Source organism: Streptomyces sp. NPDC048419 (assembly GCF_043200415.1).
In the GTDB taxonomy this organism is placed as follows: Bacteria; Actinomycetota; Actinomycetes; order Streptomycetales; family Streptomycetaceae; genus Streptomyces.
This window is the reverse complement of sequence record NZ_JBICXT010000030.1, coordinates 1-14,528: the sequence shown is the minus strand read 5'-3', so window position 1 is coordinate 14,528 and position 14,528 is coordinate 1. Positions and strand designations below refer to the sequence as shown.

Below are 14,528 nucleotides of genomic sequence, written 5' to 3'. Positions count from 1 at the left end.
GAAACGTTCGAGGAGTTGCCATGATCAGCACGTCCGCCGGCAGCTGCCCGCACTGCGGCTGGCCCGATGGCGCCGAGCCCTTCCAGGTTGTCTCGGGGCACGACACCGCGGCGGGCCGCACGGTGTGGACCCGCTGCGGATGCGGCTCGCTCCAGGTCCGGGTGGAGGACGGCCGCGGGACGCGTGTCGTCTCGCGCAGCCGCCCCCCGGAGCCTCAGTCGAACCGGGCCAGCCGCTGAACCACCGGAGCCGCGAAGCTCTCGATCCACGCCGCCGGCTCGCCGAGACGCGGCGCAAGGATCACCGTGTCGAGGCCGAGTCCGGCGTAACCCTCGATGTCCCGCATGAAGGTGTCGAGGTCCCCGTCGGTCGCCGACTCGCCCGTGTAGGCGATGGTCTTGCGGATCCGGTCGTAGTCGCGGCCCAGGGCGTCGCAGTGCCGGCGCAGCACATCCAGCTTGTGCTTGGCCTCGTCGGCGGAGGAGGGGATGAGGTTGCAGGCGTCCGCGTACTGGGCGACCAGGCGCAGCGTCTTCTTCTCCCCTCCCCCGCCGATCATGATCTCGGGGTGGGGGTCGCTCACCGGCGCCGGGACGCACAGGGTCTCGGCCAGCCGGTAGTGCTTGCCGGCGAAGGGGCCGTCGGCCGCCGGGTCCCACATCCGCTGACAGATGCGCAGGGTCTCCTCCAGCCGCTCGAAGCGCTCCACGAGCGGCGGGTAGGGCACGCCGAGCCCCTCGTGCTCGCGGTCGTACCAGGCCGCGCCGATGCCGAGCGTGGCGCGGCCGCCGGACAGCACGTCGAGCGAGGTGACGATCTTGGCGAGGAGTCCCGGGCGCCGGTAGGTCACGCCGGTGACCAGCGCACCCAGTTGGACGGTGGAGGTGTGGCCCGCGAGATAGCCGAGGGTCGTGTAGGCCTCCAGCATCGGCGCCTCTGCGCCGCCGTTGAACTCCATCTGGAAGTAGTGGTCCATGACCGACAGCCAGCTGACCCCGGCCGCCTCGGCCGCCGCACCTGTCGCGGCGAGTTCGGCACCCAGCGCGGGCCCTCCGCCGCCGTGGTCGAACCGGTTGATGTGTACGCCCACTCGCATGCCCGTCTCCGTCCGCCCGGACCGTCGCCGTCTCCGGCACCGTCCCGTGTGACGCTAGGTCTTCGAGCGCTCTCCAAGTCAAGCAGCGACTGCGCCCGCCGCACGGGAGACCACCGCGGCGCCCTGGGCCGAGGCCGGTCATCCGCACGCCGGGGCGGGCTGCCGACCCGGGCGCTGCCGGCCGCCCGGGCCCGCGGTCGCCCTTGAGAGCCGACTGCAACCGGCGGCGGCCGAGCACCCGTGCCGCCGGCACGTCGCCGCCACGCTCGACCCCTCACGGCCCGAACTGCGTCTCGACTGCGGCGCCCACACATGTCCGTACGCCGGAAGGCTGCGTGGCGCGCCCCGTCACCTAAGCGGGAACGACGCCCGGTGCTGCCATTCGGTGCCGCTGTGGACCACGAGGTCGACGGTGGGGACGCGTGCCGTGAACGGCAGGCTGGGGCGCAGGCCGGCCTCGATCTCGTCCAGTACCGCCTCGTCCTGGCCCTGGGCGACGGTCAGATGGGGGTGGGGGTCGTACTTGCCGCCGTACGGCTGGGCCTGCGGCCACCGTTCGACGACCGCCTGGGTGAGTCGGCGGAACGGGGCCTCCGGGACGGGCGCGAGATAGAGCACCCCCGGAAACCGCCCGCACTCCTCGAAGCGCACGTCGAAGGACGCGTGACGGCCGAAGACCTCGTCCAGGGCGGCGCAGGTCGCGGCGTCGACGAGGGAGGCGTGCAGGAAGGGAAAGACCACGGTGACATGGGCCGGGACACCGGCCCGGGCCGCGGGGTCGAAGCGCTTGCGCCAGGTCCGCACCGAGGACTCGGCCTCAGGTACGGGGACCACGAGCGCCGTCTGTCCCGCGGCGAAGCGCCCGGATTCGTCGTCTGCCATGCCCCGGGTCTATCAGCAGGACCCCGCCGACCGCGACACAACACAGCTTGCACACGCGTCATACATGCGGTCGCCGACAATTTCACTGTTGGCCTATCCTGGAGGCGACCCACTTCGGGACGGAGGACTCAGGCCCATGACCGCGACCGACCCGGCACTCACCGCCCTCGCCCAGGGCTGGTGCGCCCTGTCACTGCTGCACGGCAGGATCGAGGCGCACATCGAGCGCGCTCTGCAGGCCGGGCACGATCTGAGCGTGCGCGAGTACTCACTGCTGGACGTCCTCAGCCGGCAGCACGACGGAGAGGGCGGCCACCTGCAGATGAAGCAGGTCGCCGACGCGGTCGTGCTCAGCCAGAGCGCCACGACGCGCCTGGTCACGCGCCTGGAGGACCGCGGCCTGCTCAGCCGGTACCTGTGCCCGACCGACCGGCGCGGCATCTACACCAACGTCTCCGAGTCCGGCCTCAAGCTACTGGAGGAGGCCCGCCCGACCAACGAGTCGGCCCTGCGCGAGGCCCTGGACGCGGCCGCGGCGAGTCCGGAACTCGCCCCGCTGGTGCGGGCGGTCGAGACGCTGCGCATGCCCGCCTGACGCCGAGCCTGACGCCGAGGCCCCTCCCGGGACCAGCCCTGCAGCACTCCGGGCCCCCGCGAGCACATCGCCGTGGGGGCCTTCGTCCGCCCGAATAGTTGCAGGCACGTGATACCCGCCTCAGGCGTTGTTCTGCGTTTGCATTTATCCCGCGTCTGCAACTATTGTCGACGCTCGTAAGCGTTACACGCAATCGCCTGGAAGGTACCTCCCATGCCTCTCGCCCTCCTGGCCCTGGCCATAGGGGCCTTCGGGATCGGCACCACGGAATTCGTGATCATGGGCGTGCTGCCCGAGGTCGCGGGCGACTTCGGCGTCTCCATCCCCACCGCCGGCCGGCTCGTCTCCGGCTACGCCCTGGGCGTCGTCCTCGGCGCACCCCTGCTGACGGTCCTGGGCACCAAGGTCTCCCGCAAGAAGATGCTCATGTTCCTCATGGGCCTGTTCGTGGTCGGCAACACCCTGTCCGCCCTCGCCCCCAGCTTCGGCCTCATGCTGATCGGCCGGATCGTCGCCTCCCTCGCGCACGGCGCGTTCTTCGGCATCGGGTCCGTGGTCGCGGCCAACCTGGTCGCGCCCGAGAAGAAGGCCTCCGCGATCTCCCTGATGTTCACGGGCCTGACCGTCGCCAACATCGTGGGCGTCCCGCTGGGCACCTACGTCGGCCAGGCCGCCGGCTGGCGGGTCACCTTCGCCGGTGTCGCCTCGCTCGGCATCGTGGGCCTGCTCGGCGTGGCGAAGCTCGTGCCGGAGATGGGCAGGCCCGAATCCGCCGACATCCGCGTCGAGTTCGCCGCCTTCCGCAACGTCCAGGTCTGGCTCGCGATGGCGATGACCGTCCTCGGCTACGGCGGTGTCTTCGCGGCGATCACCTACATCACGCCGATGATGACGGAGGTCGCGGGCTACTCGTCCGGTGCCGTGACCTGGCTGCTGGTGCTGTTCGGGACCGGGATGTTCCTCGGCAACCTGGTCGGCGGCCGGTTCGCCGACCGTGCCCTGATGCCCATGCTGTTCACCGCCCTCGGGGCGCTGTCCCTGACCCTGCTGCTGTTCACGGCGACGGCCCACAACAAGATGCTCGCCGCCATCACGCTGACGCTGATCGGGGCGCTGGGCTTCGCCACCGTTCCCCCGCTGCAGAAGTGGGTGCTCGACCAGGCGTCGGCCGCGCCCACGCTGGCGTCCGCCGCCAACATCGGCGCCTTCAACCTCGGCAACGCGCTGGCCGCCTGGCTGGGCGGCGTCGTCATCTCCGCAGGGCTGGGTTACACGTCACCGAACTGGGTCGGCGCCCTCCTGTCCGGCACCGCGCTGCTCCTGTCCTTCCTGGCCGCCTCCCTCGACCGCCGCAGGCGGCAGGGCGGACGGGTCGTGGCGGAGTCCGCTCCGGCCGAGCAGGTCCCGGCCACCGCACAGCACTGATCCACGACTTCGTAAGGAACCGACCGTCATGACCCCCACCGTCCCCACCGTCACCCTCAACAACGGCGTCGAGATCCCCCAGCTCGGCTTCGGCGTCTTCCAGGTCCCCGACGCCGAGACCACCGCCGCGGTGAGCGCCGCCGTGGAGGCCGGCTACCGCAGCATCGACACCGCAGCCGTCTACGGCAACGAGGCCGGCGTCGGCGCCGCCCTCGCCTCCTCCGGTCTCGCCCGCGAGGAGCTGTTCGTCACCACCAAGCTGTGGAACGCCGACCAGGGCTACGACGCCACCCTCCGCGCCACAACGCCGGGTTGTCGATCGTCGCGCGAGTCGGTTGTTTGCTCCTCTGCCTCAGGACCGCTTTGATGTCGCCGGTCGGCTTTCCAGGACGGCGGAGAGGTGGGTATGCGGGGCAGACGGTCGCTGGGGCGGCAGTTCGGATGGCTGTGGGCGGCGTACGCCGTGAGCACGGCCGGCACCTGGCTCGCCTTCGACGCGTTTCCCTTGATCGCGGTGCTGGTCCTGCACGCCGGGACGACCGAGGTGGCGGCGCTGGCGGCCGCGGGTCTCGCGGTGGGGGCGGCCGTGGCGATGCCCCTCGGGCCATGGGTGGAGTTCCGCCGCAAGCGGCCGGTGATGGTCGGCATGGACCTGGTCCGGTTCGCGGCGCTGATGACCGTGCCGGTGGCCTACGCCCTGGACTGGCTCAGCTTCGTACAACTCCTGGTTGTGTCGATCGTGGTCGCCGCGGCCGACATCGGCTTCACCGCGGCCAGCGGCTCCTTCCTCAAGTCGCTGGTGCACGCGCAGGACCTGCTCGTCGCGAACGCACGCTTCGAGACGACCACCTGGACCGCCACAGTGCTCGGGCCGCCGCTCGGCGGGGCCTCGATCGGCCTCTTCGGCCCGGTGATGACGGTGGTCGCCAACGCGGTCAGCTTTCTGCTGTCGGCACTCGGCATCCGCGCGATCGGCGGCGCGGAGGAGCCTCCCGTACGCAAGGAGCCGGCGTCGGCCGGCGGTCTGCTCGACGGGTGGCGCTACATCCTGGCCCATCAGGGGCTGCGCCTGCTGTTCTGCAACACGGTGACCTTCAACGCCCTGCTCATCGCGGTCTCCCCGCTGCTCGCCGTCCTGATGCTCGGCGATCTCGGGTTCGCGCCCTGGCAGTACGGCCTCGCCTTCGCCCTCCCCTCGCTCGGCGGCCTGGTCGGTTCGCGGCTGGCGCGTGCGCTGGCGTCGCGATTCGGGCAGCACAGGGTCCTGCTCGTCAGCGGGACCCTGCGGGCGATCTGGCCGATCGGGCTGACCTTCATCCGGCCCGGCACCCCGGGTCTTGTGCTCGTCATGGCCGTGGAGTTCGGACTGATCACCTGCTGCGGCGTGTTCGGCCCGGTGTACGCCACCTACCGGCTGGAGCACACGAAGACGGACCGGGTGGCCCGTACGCTCGCGGCCTGGTCGGTCACCACCAAGTGGACGACCGCGGCCCTGACCGCGGTGTGGGGCGTGCTGGCCGACCTGGCCGGCATCCGCACCGCGATCGCACTAGCCGGTCTGCTCATTCTGGCCACCCCGCTGGCCCTCCCCCGCCGCGACCGGGCGCCGCAGGCCGTCCCGGAACCCGCGGCGTCCTCGGCGACGTAGCCCGGCCGGGCGCCGACCGTCGTCTCCGGCCGTGCGGGGACGAGGAGTTGCCGCCCGGCGCCCTGGGCAAGGTGTTGGAGGACCCACTGCGACGAGGCGGACGGAAGCCGCGATCCGGCTTCCGCCGGCGAAACGGAGATCCTTCGTGACGACGAACCACGCGGACCGACGTACCACGCACCACACGGCCGGACCGACGGCGGACCTGTCACCCGACCGGCTGGAGCGCCTCGACGACGAGATCATCGCGCTCCTCACCCGCCGCCGCGCCATGGCCCAGGAGCTCCCCGCCCCGGCCGGCGCCCGCGTCGGCGATCCGGACTTCGCCGAGACCGTCCGCGGCACGACGGGCCGCTATCGCAAGGAACTCGGCGGTGCGGGCGAACTCGTCGCGCGCGCGGTCATGGTGCTGTGCGACCCCCGCCGGGAGCCATCAGGCGTCACGGTCCGGGAGTCCCGAACGCCGTGACCCAAGTCCGGGAGTCCTGACCGCCGTGACCCAAGTCCGGGAGTCCTGACCGCCCTGACCCAAGTCCGGGAGTCCTGACCGCCGGGCCTCAGGCGAAGCCCACGTCCGCCCCGGCGTGGGCTTCTTCGCGGTGGCTCGCGATCCGCAGCCGGGCGGTGCCGTCGGCCTCCGGACCGCCGCAGGCGAGGAGCCGCTCGCCGCAGAAGGCGGGCTTGTTCAGGCGGTAGGAGAGGGTGCGCACACGGCGTCCCGGCTGCTGCCGGCGTACCAGCTCCAGCATGGCGAGCACCAGCAGCGGGCCGTGCACGACCAGGCCCGGGTAGCCCTCGACGCCGGTCGTGTACGGGGCGTCGTAGTGGATGCGGTGGGCGTTCGCGGTCAGGGCGCTGAAGCGGAACAGCAGCGCGGGGTCCGTGTGCCATTCCTGCTGCCAGGGGGATGCGTCGTCGCGTGGACGGCTCCCGGTGTCCGGGGTCAACGCGGCCGGGACGGGCGCCGCGCCGCCGCTGCGGTACACCAGGTCCTGTTCCTCCGTGACGCACAGCCGGCCGTCCTGGCGGTACTCGCTGCGTACGGTGACGAAGAGCAGGTCGCCGCTGCGCCCCCGCTTCGGCGCCACCCGGCTCACCCGGCTGTGCTGCTCCGCAGGCCGTCCCGCGGTGAGGGGCGCGGTCACCTCCAGCCGCCCGCCCGCGAAAATCCGGCGCCGCTGCGGCAGCGGCGGCAGGAAGTGGCTGTCCCGGAGGTGCCCGTCGACGCCGAGGTCGGAGCGCCGGGGCCACGACAGGAAGTGCAGCCAGTGCCACAGCGGCGGAAGCGGTTCGCCGTCGGCCGCGGCGGGGGCGGGCAGATCCAGTACGGCCGAGAGGGCCGCCGTCGGGCCGGGGTCCAGGGCATCGGTCGTCCGGACGTCGTCGGGGCGCCAGGTACGAGCGGTCTCTTCGAGGGCGGCGAAGTCGGCAGGTGCGGAATCGGCGGGTGCGGAATCGGAGCGGGGCAACGGAACTCCCGGGGGCGTGCCGGACCAGGGCCACATTGTTGCGTACAAATGTTGCGTACAAATCGCTGGCATTGTGCGGACGTTGGGTCGGGACGGTCAAGGAGGGGTCCGGCAAGGCCAGGTGACAGGCATGCACCGGCCATTGACAGGTTCTTCCATTTGGCCGTACAAATCTCGGCACAGGACGTCCCGTCGTACGAAGAGCAGGCAACGAACCCCCGGGGGACCCGTTGACAGCCGCCCGTGCCCTCGCCCAGTGGGCCCACGACCATCGCGCCACGCCGGACGACCTGGCGCTCGCCGGGCGGGCGCTGGCCGACACCGTCGCCGTCGCGCTGGCCGCCCGCGCGCACCCGCTGCGCACGATCGCCGCGCCCCTGCCGGACGCGGCCCGCTGGGCGGCCGCGGCGCACGTGCTCGACTTCGACGACCTGCACACCGACACCACCACCCACATCTCCGTGGTCACCGTCCCGGCCGTGCTCGCGTCCGGCGGTGACGCCCGCGCGTATCTGGCGGGCGCGGGCGTCATGGCACGGCTCGGCGCGATGCTCGGCTGGGGTCATTACGCGGCGGGCTGGCACGCGACGTGCACCGCGGGCGCCCCGGCCGCCGCCGTCGCGGCCGGGAAGGCCCTCGGGCTCGACGCGGACGGGCTCGCCACCGCGATGGCCCTCGCCGTACCCGCCGCGGGCGGCGGGCAGGAGGCCTTCGGGACGCACGGCAAGGCACTCCAGGCCGGCTTCGCGGCCGACGCGGGCGTACGGGCCGCCCGGCTGGCGCGGGCGGGCGCCACCGCCGATCCGCGCGTTCTGGACGCCTGGCTGGAACGGGTCGGCGGCAAGCCCGCGGCGGACTTCCCGGCCGCCCCGGCCGTCCCCGGGAGCCTTGCCGTCAAGCTCTTCCCCTGCTGCTACGCCATGCAGCGGCCGATCGCCGCCCTGCGCGAGGTGCGCGAGCAGGTGCGCGGCGAGGTCACCGCCGTCCATGTGAGCACGCCCGCGGGGACCGTCCATCCGCTGATCCACGACCGCCCGGCGACCGGCCTGGAGGGCAAGTTCTCGCTGCCGTACGCGGTGGCCGCCGCGCTGCTCGACGACTACCCGGGCTTCGGCAGCTTCACGGACGCGGCCGTACGGCGGCCTGAGGCGCGCGAGCTGGTCGAGCGCGTCCACGTCGAGCTGCTGCCCGGCGAGACGAGGACGCTGCTGGACGGCCACGTGGCCCTGCGTATCGGCCTCACTGACGGCGAAGAGGTGCGCACCGAGCTCGCGCTGCCGCCCGGTGCCTCTCAACGCCCGCCGTCCGAGGGTGACTTGCGCGCCAAGGCCGCCGCTTGCGGTGCGGACGTACCGGCGTTGCTGGACGGGCTGACCTGGTCCGGCGCCGCACAGATCCTTCGCACGCACTTCCCGCACGAAGACCAGGAGGCATGACCGTGCACGAACTCCCCCTGTCCGGTATCACGGTGGTCAGCCTGGAACAGGCCGTGGCTGCCCCGTACGCCACGCGCCAGCTCGCCGACCTCGGCGCCCGTGTGATCAAGCTGGAGCGGCCCGGCGAGGGGGACTTCGCGCGCCGCTACGACACGAAGGTGCACGGCCACTCCAGCTACTTCGTCTGGCTCAACCGGTCCAAGGAATCGCTCGCCCTGGACGTGAAGGACCCGCGTGGCAGGGAGGTCTTGCACCAACTCCTCGACGGCGCCGACGTGTTCGTACAGAATCTCGCGCCCGGGGCCGCCGACCGCCTGGGCCTCGGCGTCGACGCGCTCGCCGAGCGCTACCCGCGACTCATCCCCTGCACGATCTCGGGCTACGGCACGACCGGTCCGTGGGCCGAACGCAAGTCCTACGACCTGCTGGTGCAGTGCCAGACGGGCCTGGTCTCCCTGACCGGCACCGCGGAGGAGACCGCCCGGGTCGGCATCTCGGTGGCCGACATCGCGGCGGGGATGTACGCCTACACGGGCGTCCTGACCGCCCTGTACACACGCGCCACCACCGGCCGGGTCCACCCCGTCGAGGTGTCCCTGTTCGAGGCGCTGGCGGAATGGATGAGCCAGCCCGCCAACTACACGCGCTACGGCGGCAGTCAGCCCGCCCGGATCGGCACCCAGCACCCGACCATCGCGCCGTACGGCGCCTTCACTACGGCCGACGGCAAGCAGGTGCTGTTCTCCATCCAGAACGAGCGCGAGTGGGGCCGCCTGTGCGCGGACTTCCTGCTGCAGCCGGCGCTGACGGACGATCCGCGCTTCGCCACGGGCTCCGACCGGGTCGCGCACCGCGACGAACTCAACGCGATCGTCGCCGAGCGTTTCGCCCGCTCCGACGCCGAGGAGATCCTCAAGGACCTGGAGGAGTCCGGGATCGCCTGCGCCGGGGTCAACGACGTCGCCGCGTTCCTGGACCACCCGGTGCTGGCTGAGCGCGGGCGCTGGCAGGACGTCGCCGTGCCCGGCGCCACCGTCCGCGCGCTGCGCCCGCCGGCCGATCTCGCGGGCGTGCCCGCGCGCATGGAACCCGTACCGGACGTGGGCGAGCACACCGACGCGATCCTCACCGGTCTCGGCCTGTCCCCCGACGCGATCGCGTCACTGCGCGCCGACGCCGTCATCTGACCCCGCCGACGATCACGCGAACCTGACGAAGAGCACGCGATCCTGACGATCTGGAGATCCGCCCGATGAGCGTCCTGGACATCCTCTCCGACGACGAACGCCTCGTCGTGCGCACGGTACGCGAGTTCGTCGACAAGGACGTCAGGCCCGTCGTCCGGGAGTTGGAGCACGGTGACACGTACCCGGAACACCTCATCGAGCGGATGAAGGAACTCGGCATCTACGGCCTGGCGATCCCCGAGGAGTACGGCGGCAACCCGGTCTCCACACCGTGCTTCGTCCTGGTCACCGAGGAACTCGCGCGCGGCTGGATGAGCCTCGCGGGCGCGATGGGCGGCCACACCGTCGTGGCCAGACTCCTGCTGCTGTACGGCACGGAGGAGCAGAAGCGGCGCCATCTGCCGAGACTGGCGACCGGCGAGGTCCGGGCGACGATGGCGCTCACCGAGCCCGGCGGCGGATCCGACCTCCAGGCGATGACGACCGTCGCGCGCCGCGAGGGCGGGCAGTACGTCGTCAACGGCGCGAAGACCTGGATCACCAACTCCCGCCGCGCGGGCCTGATCGCGCTGCTCTGCAAGACCGACCCGGCCGCCGAGCCGCGCCACCGGGGCATCTCCGTCCTGCTGGCGGAGCACGGCCCCGGTCTGGTGGTCTCCCGCGATCTGCCCAAGCTCGGCTACAAGGGCGTCGAGAGCTGCGAGTTGTCCTTCGAGGACTACCGCGCACCGGCCGACGCGCTGCTGGGCGGCGAGGAGGGCCACGGCTTCGGTCAGATGATGAAGGGGCTGGAGACGGGGCGGCTCCAGGTCGCCGCCCGGGCGCTCGGTGTGGGGCGGGCCGCGCTGGAGGACTCGCTGCGCTACGCCCAGGAGCGCGAGTCGTTCGGCAAGCCCATCTGGCGCCACCAGTCCATCGGCAACTACCTGGCCGACATGGCGACCAAGCTCACGGCCGCCCGCCAGCTCACCCTGCACGCGGCCCGCGAGGCCGACGCCGGACGCCGGGTCGACATGGAGGCGGGCATGGCGAAGCTGTTCGCCTCCGAGACGGCGATGGAGATCGCCCTCAACGCCGTGCGGATCCACGGCGGTTACGGCTACTCGACGGAGTTCGACGTGGAGCGCTACTTCCGCGACGCACCCCTGATGATCGTCGGGGAGGGCACGAACGAGATCCAACGGAACGTGATCGCCGCCCAGTTGGTGGCCAGAGGCGGTCTCGACAGTTGAGCAGAATGGTCTTGATGGTTGAGCAGGATGGTCTTGATGGCTGAGCACGGTGGTCGTGATGGCTGAGCAGCCGCAGCGGGAGAGCACGTACTTCAGGCTCGCGCGGGAGCTGCGGGCGGCGATCCTGCGGCACGACTATCCCGACGGGGTCCGGCTGCCCACGGAGGCGGAGCTGGCCACGGCGTACGGGGTGAGCCGGCAGACCGTGCGGCGGGCCTTCCAGGACCTGGTGGCCGAGGGACTGGTGTACCGGGTGCCGGGGCGCGGCACGTTCGCCACGCCCCGCGAGGAGCAGTATCTGCGCCAGTTCGGCTCGGTGGACGACCTGATGGGGCTGTCCATCGACACCCGCATGGACGTCGTGACGCCCCTGCACCGCAGGGTCGACGTCGACGCGGCGGGACGGCTCGGCCTGCACACCGACCGGGTGCACAGACTCGCCTTCCTGCGGCTGCACGACGACGTGGCGTTCTGCCACACGTCGGTGTGGCTGCCACCTTCCATAGGCCAACTGCTGGAGTCCGTAGAGGAGTTGACGCTGCTGGGCACACCGCACGACTTCACCGTCATCGGCCTGCTGGACCAGCGGCTGCCCGAGCCGATCGCCGAGGCCGAGCAGAGCATCACCGTGGCCGAGGCGACGCCGGAGATCGCCAAGCAGCTCGGCTGCGAGCCGGGCCGCGCACTGCTGCGTGTCGACCGCGTCTACCAGACGACCGCCGGTCAGCTCGTCGAGCTGGCGATCAGCCACTTCCTGCCCGAGCACTACTCGTACCGGGTGCGGCTGCGGCGCAGCGGCCGGTGACTGAATGCGGAGGTGATCCTCCGATCGGATGGTAGCCTCCGTATTGGTTCGATCCTCTTCGTCCTGACGGGAGCACCCTCCGATGACGGCACCCCAGTCACCCGCAGACCCGACCACCACCCCGCCGGGAGGCACCGGCCACCTCGCGGGACGCACGGTCGCCCGCATCGGCTTCGGCGTGATGCAGCTGCACTACGCGACAGGCGGACGCGGCGCCGCGCTCGACCTGCTGCGCGAGGCGGTGGACCTCGGCGTCAACCACCTGGACACCGCACACTTCTACGGCCCGTGCAACGAACTCGTGCACGCTGCGCTGGCCCCCTACCCCGACGACCTGGTGCTGGTCAGCAAGGTGGGGGCCGACGAATCCGGCGGCCATTTGGTCGCCGCCCAGCGCCCCGAGCAGCTCCGCGCCCAGGTCGAGGACAACCTCTCCGTGCTCGGCGTGGAGCGGCTGGACGTGGTGAACCTGCGGCGTGCCGACGCGCCGCCCGGCCTGATCGCCGAGGGGGACCAGAAGGTCGACCTCGACAGCCAGCTCGGCGAACTGTCCGCGCTGCGCGACGCCGGCAAGATCGGCGGCATCGGGCTGAGCAACGTCTCCGCGGACCAGGTCCGCCAGGCCCTGCCGTCCGGTGTCGCCTGCGTGCAGAACGACTACAGCGTGCTGGAGCGGGCCGCCGAGCCGGTGCTCGCGCTGTGCCGGGAGCACGACATCCCGTGGGTGCCGTTCTTCCCGCTCGGCTCACGGTTCTCCGGCCGGCCGAAGGCGACCGGGCATCCCGAAGTCGTCGCCGTGGCCGAGGAGTTGGGCTCCACACCGGCGCAGGTCGCGCTCGCGTGGCTGCTGGCGGTCTACGACCACACCCTGCTGATCGCGGGGACCACCGACCCGGCCCATCTGCGGGAGAACATCGCGGCGGGAAGCCTCCGGCTGCCTCCGGAGGCCGTGGCCCGCCTGGACCGGATCTGACCCACCGGCGCGTGCCGGGCGTGGCTCAGCGGTTCACCAGGGCAGCCGGCCGTTGACGTCGAAGTACCCGCCGGTCGGGCCGTCGGCGGCGACCTGCGCCATGCGCACGATGATCTCGGCGCCCTCCTCGACGGTCTGGACGCCCGTGTTGCCGTTCAGGTCCGTCTTGGTGAAGCCGGGCTCGACGGCGTTGATCCGCATGGCCGGGAACGCCTTCGCGTACTGCACGGTGAGCATGTTGACCGCGGTCTTGGACGTCGGGTAGGCGATGCCGGGGTAGAAGTGCGCGGGGTGGTCGGGGTCGGAGAGGTGGGCCAGGGAGGCCAGGCCGCTGCTCACGTTGACCACGACCGGCGCGGCCGAACGCCGTAGCAGGGGCACGAAGGCGTGCAGCACGCGGACGACGCCGAAGACGTTCGTCTCGAAGGTGTTGCGCATCTGGTCGGCGGTCACGGTCTCGGCGGTGGGTACGGCGTTGCCCTCGCCCCTGGTCTCGATGCCGGCGTTGTTGATCAGCACGTCGAGTCCGCCGTCGGCCTCGATGGTCTTGGCCGCCGCCTCGACGGTGGCGTCGTCGGTGACGTCGAGCAGGACGAACCGCGCGCCCAGCCGCTCGGCGGCCCGGCGTCCGCGCTCCGCGTCACGGGCGCCGACGTAGACGGTGTGGCCTGCGGCGACGAGTCGGCGGGCGGTCTCGTAGCCGATGCCCTTGTTCGCTCCGGTGATCAGTGTTGTCGTCATGCGTCCAGCCTGCGGCGCGGCGGCACGAGCAGCCAGGAGACCCTTCTTCCTGGGACTGCGGGTACCAGGCACGGGCGCGGCCCGCGGGTGTTCACTGGGGGGCATGACGGCTACGGAACTCGGTAAGGCGCTGCGGCGCTGGCGCGACCGTGTGTCCCCCGAGGCGGCGGGCCTGCCCGCGGGCGATCACCGGCGCGCGGCCGGACTGCGGCGCGAGGAGCTGGCGCTGCTGGCAGGGATCTCGGTCGACTACATCACGCGGCTCGAACAGGGCCGGGCGGCCAACCCCTCCGGGCAGGTCGTCGAGGCGCTGGCCCGGGCGCTGCGGCTGTCGGGGGACGAGCGGGCGTATCTGTACGGGCTGGCGGAGCTGGTGCCGCCGGGTCCCGAGATGGTGCCGCGGTACATCACGCCCAGCGTGCAGCGGCTGCTGGACCGGCTGGTGGGCACGCCCGTCGCGGTCTCCGACGCGGCCATGACGCTGCTGCTGGCCAACCCGATGTACGCGGCACTGATGGGCGACTTCTCGGGCCTGCGCGGCTTCGAGCGCAACGCCGTATGGCGCAACTTCCTCGACCGGCCGACCCGGGCGCGGCACACCCCGCAGGAGCGGCGGGCCTTCCTGGCCGGCATGGCCGCCGAACTGCGGGCGACCGCCGTCCGATACCCGGCCGACCGGCAACTCCGGCGCATGATCGCGGAGTTGAGGGCGCAGAGCGAGAGGTTCGCGGAGCTGTGGGACGCGGGTGTGGTGGGCCGGTTCGATGCCTCCCACAAGACGATCGAGCACCCGCAGGTGGGGCTGGTCACGCTGGACTGCGACCTGCTGCGGGTGGAGGAGAACGACCTGCACATCCTGGTCTACTCGGCCGAGCCGGGCACCGAGGCGGCCGAGAAGCTGGAACTGATCTCGGTCCTCGGCACCCAGAGCCTGGCCGACAAGAACTAGTGTCCTGCGCCAGTAGTTGATCGTTAGTAGGTGTGTGACTTCTGCTGCTGGTGCGTCAGTTCCCCGTCGGGGCCCGAAGCTGGAACCGTT

At 71.8% G+C, this 14,528-nt stretch carries 15 protein-coding genes and 1 pseudogene; 12 read left to right on the top strand and 4 right to left on the bottom strand.

What is annotated here, in order from left to right:
* Window positions 1-20: 20 nt before the first annotated feature.
* The gene (locus ACGFYN_RS39570; protein WP_393870833.1) at window positions 21-239 is read left to right on the top strand and encodes a hypothetical protein; all 219 of its coding nucleotides are present in this window, start codon (window positions 21-23) and stop codon (window positions 237-239) included.
* Here ACGFYN_RS39570 and ACGFYN_RS39565 read toward each other — a convergent pair.
* Both ACGFYN_RS39565 and ACGFYN_RS39560 read right to left on the bottom strand, forming a co-directional pair.
* Window positions 215-1,096 (bottom strand): LLM class F420-dependent oxidoreductase, encoded by an 882-nt coding sequence (locus tag ACGFYN_RS39565; RefSeq protein ID WP_393870832.1) that lies wholly within the window; start codon window positions 1,094-1,096, stop codon window positions 215-217. The two genes, ACGFYN_RS39570 and ACGFYN_RS39565, sit on opposite strands and share 25 nt — an antisense overlap.
* Before the next feature lie 348 nt (window positions 1,097-1,444).
* A complete protein-coding gene (locus tag ACGFYN_RS39560) occupies window positions 1,445-1,978 on the bottom strand; it encodes a 2'-5' RNA ligase family protein (protein ID WP_393870831.1) in 534 nt (177 codons plus the stop codon).
* A 136-nt stretch (window positions 1,979-2,114) separates the two neighbouring features.
* Here ACGFYN_RS39560 and ACGFYN_RS39555 point away from each other — a divergent pair, with 136 nt between their 5' ends.
* The 5 genes and pseudogenes from ACGFYN_RS39555 to ACGFYN_RS39535 all read left to right on the top strand — a co-directional run bounded on the left by ACGFYN_RS39555 (window position 2,115) and on the right by ACGFYN_RS39535 (window position 6,115).
* On the top strand, window positions 2,115-2,573 hold the full coding sequence (locus ACGFYN_RS39555; RefSeq protein WP_393870830.1) for a MarR family winged helix-turn-helix transcriptional regulator: 459 nt from the start codon (window positions 2,115-2,117) through the stop codon (window positions 2,571-2,573).
* A 213-nt stretch (window positions 2,574-2,786) separates the two neighbouring features.
* Window positions 2,787-3,998, top strand: a complete 1,212-nt coding sequence (locus ACGFYN_RS39550; protein WP_393870829.1) for an MFS transporter — start codon at window positions 2,787-2,789, stop codon at window positions 3,996-3,998.
* Between the two features lie 28 nt (window positions 3,999-4,026).
* Window positions 4,027-4,299: pseudogene (locus ACGFYN_RS39545) on the top strand (aldo/keto reductase); the annotation flags it as partial.
* 105 nt (window positions 4,300-4,404) lie between these two features.
* Window positions 4,405-5,646: an MFS transporter gene (locus tag ACGFYN_RS39540; RefSeq protein WP_393870828.1), complete on the top strand. Its 1,242-nt coding sequence runs from the start codon at window positions 4,405-4,407 to the stop codon at window positions 5,644-5,646.
* A gap of 145 nt (window positions 5,647-5,791) precedes the next feature.
* Window positions 5,792-6,115, top strand: coding sequence for a hypothetical protein (locus ACGFYN_RS39535; protein WP_393870827.1), 324 nt, complete (start codon window positions 5,792-5,794; stop codon window positions 6,113-6,115).
* Window positions 6,116-6,203: 88 nt separating this feature from the next.
* On the opposite strand, the gene ACGFYN_RS39530 is transcribed toward ACGFYN_RS39535, so the two are convergent.
* Complete coding sequence (locus ACGFYN_RS39530) at window positions 6,204-7,115, bottom strand: hypothetical protein (protein WP_393870826.1); 912 nt, start codon at window positions 7,113-7,115, stop codon at window positions 6,204-6,206.
* Between the two features lie 230 nt (window positions 7,116-7,345).
* Here ACGFYN_RS39530 and ACGFYN_RS39525 point away from each other — a divergent pair, with 230 nt between their 5' ends.
* From ACGFYN_RS39525 to ACGFYN_RS39505, 5 genes are all read left to right on the top strand, one after another.
* Entirely contained in the window at window positions 7,346-8,551 is a 1,206-nt protein-coding gene (locus tag ACGFYN_RS39525) for an MmgE/PrpD family protein (protein WP_393870825.1), read from the top strand.
* The gene (locus ACGFYN_RS39520; protein WP_393870824.1) at window positions 8,548-9,738 is read left to right on the top strand and encodes a CaiB/BaiF CoA transferase family protein; all 1,191 of its coding nucleotides are present in this window, start codon (window positions 8,548-8,550) and stop codon (window positions 9,736-9,738) included. The genes ACGFYN_RS39525 and ACGFYN_RS39520 overlap by 4 nt, the downstream gene beginning before the upstream one ends.
* Before the next feature lie 65 nt (window positions 9,739-9,803).
* Window positions 9,804-10,970 carry an acyl-CoA dehydrogenase family protein gene (locus ACGFYN_RS39515; protein WP_393870823.1) on the top strand — a complete coding sequence of 389 codons (1,167 nt, stop codon included), beginning with the start codon at window positions 9,804-9,806 and terminating at the stop codon, window positions 10,968-10,970.
* 58 nt (window positions 10,971-11,028) lie between these two features.
* A complete protein-coding gene (locus tag ACGFYN_RS39510) occupies window positions 11,029-11,775 on the top strand; it encodes a GntR family transcriptional regulator (RefSeq protein WP_393870822.1) in 747 nt (248 codons plus the stop codon).
* Between the two features lie 82 nt (window positions 11,776-11,857).
* The gene (locus ACGFYN_RS39505) at window positions 11,858-12,748 is read left to right on the top strand and encodes an aldo/keto reductase (protein WP_393870821.1); all 891 of its coding nucleotides are present in this window, start codon (window positions 11,858-11,860) and stop codon (window positions 12,746-12,748) included.
* A 33-nt stretch (window positions 12,749-12,781) separates the two neighbouring features.
* Here the strand turns inward: ACGFYN_RS39505 and ACGFYN_RS39500 are convergent, their stop codons facing one another.
* A complete protein-coding gene (locus ACGFYN_RS39500) occupies window positions 12,782-13,489 on the bottom strand; it encodes an SDR family NAD(P)-dependent oxidoreductase (protein ID WP_393870820.1) in 708 nt (235 codons plus the stop codon).
* Window positions 13,490-13,592: 103 nt separating this feature from the next.
* Between ACGFYN_RS39500 and ACGFYN_RS39495 the strand changes: the two genes are divergently transcribed.
* Entirely contained in the window at window positions 13,593-14,438 is an 846-nt protein-coding gene (locus tag ACGFYN_RS39495) for a helix-turn-helix transcriptional regulator (protein ID WP_393870819.1), read from the top strand.
* The last annotated feature ends 90 nt before the right edge of the window (window positions 14,439-14,528 follow it).

Excerpts from the sequence above, each read along its gene's own strand:
- ACGFYN_RS39570 (WP_393870833.1), top strand. The coding sequence starts at position 21 with ATGATCAGCACGTCCGCCGGCAGCTGCCCGCACTGCGGCTGGCCCGAT.
- ACGFYN_RS39565 (WP_393870832.1), bottom strand. The coding sequence starts at position 1,096 with ATGCGAGTGGGCGTACACATCAACCGGTTCGACCACGGCGGCGGAGGG.
- ACGFYN_RS39560 (WP_393870831.1), bottom strand. The coding sequence starts at position 1,978 with ATGGCAGACGACGAATCCGGGCGCTTCGCCGCGGGACAGACGGCGCTC.
- ACGFYN_RS39555 (WP_393870830.1), top strand. The coding sequence starts at position 2,115 with ATGACCGCGACCGACCCGGCACTCACCGCCCTCGCCCAGGGCTGGTGC.
- ACGFYN_RS39550 (WP_393870829.1), top strand. The coding sequence starts at position 2,787 with ATGCCTCTCGCCCTCCTGGCCCTGGCCATAGGGGCCTTCGGGATCGGC.
- ACGFYN_RS39540 (WP_393870828.1), top strand. The coding sequence starts at position 4,405 with ATGCGGGGCAGACGGTCGCTGGGGCGGCAGTTCGGATGGCTGTGGGCG.
- ACGFYN_RS39520 (WP_393870824.1), top strand. The coding sequence starts at position 8,548 with ATGACCGTGCACGAACTCCCCCTGTCCGGTATCACGGTGGTCAGCCTG.
- ACGFYN_RS39515 (WP_393870823.1), top strand. The coding sequence starts at position 9,804 with ATGAGCGTCCTGGACATCCTCTCCGACGACGAACGCCTCGTCGTGCGC.
- ACGFYN_RS39510 (WP_393870822.1), top strand. The coding sequence starts at position 11,029 with ATGGCTGAGCAGCCGCAGCGGGAGAGCACGTACTTCAGGCTCGCGCGG.
- ACGFYN_RS39505 (WP_393870821.1), top strand. The coding sequence starts at position 11,858 with ATGACGGCACCCCAGTCACCCGCAGACCCGACCACCACCCCGCCGGGA.
- ACGFYN_RS39500 (WP_393870820.1), bottom strand. The coding sequence starts at position 13,489 with ATGACGACAACACTGATCACCGGAGCGAACAAGGGCATCGGCTACGAG.
- ACGFYN_RS39495 (WP_393870819.1), top strand. The coding sequence starts at position 13,593 with ATGACGGCTACGGAACTCGGTAAGGCGCTGCGGCGCTGGCGCGACCGT.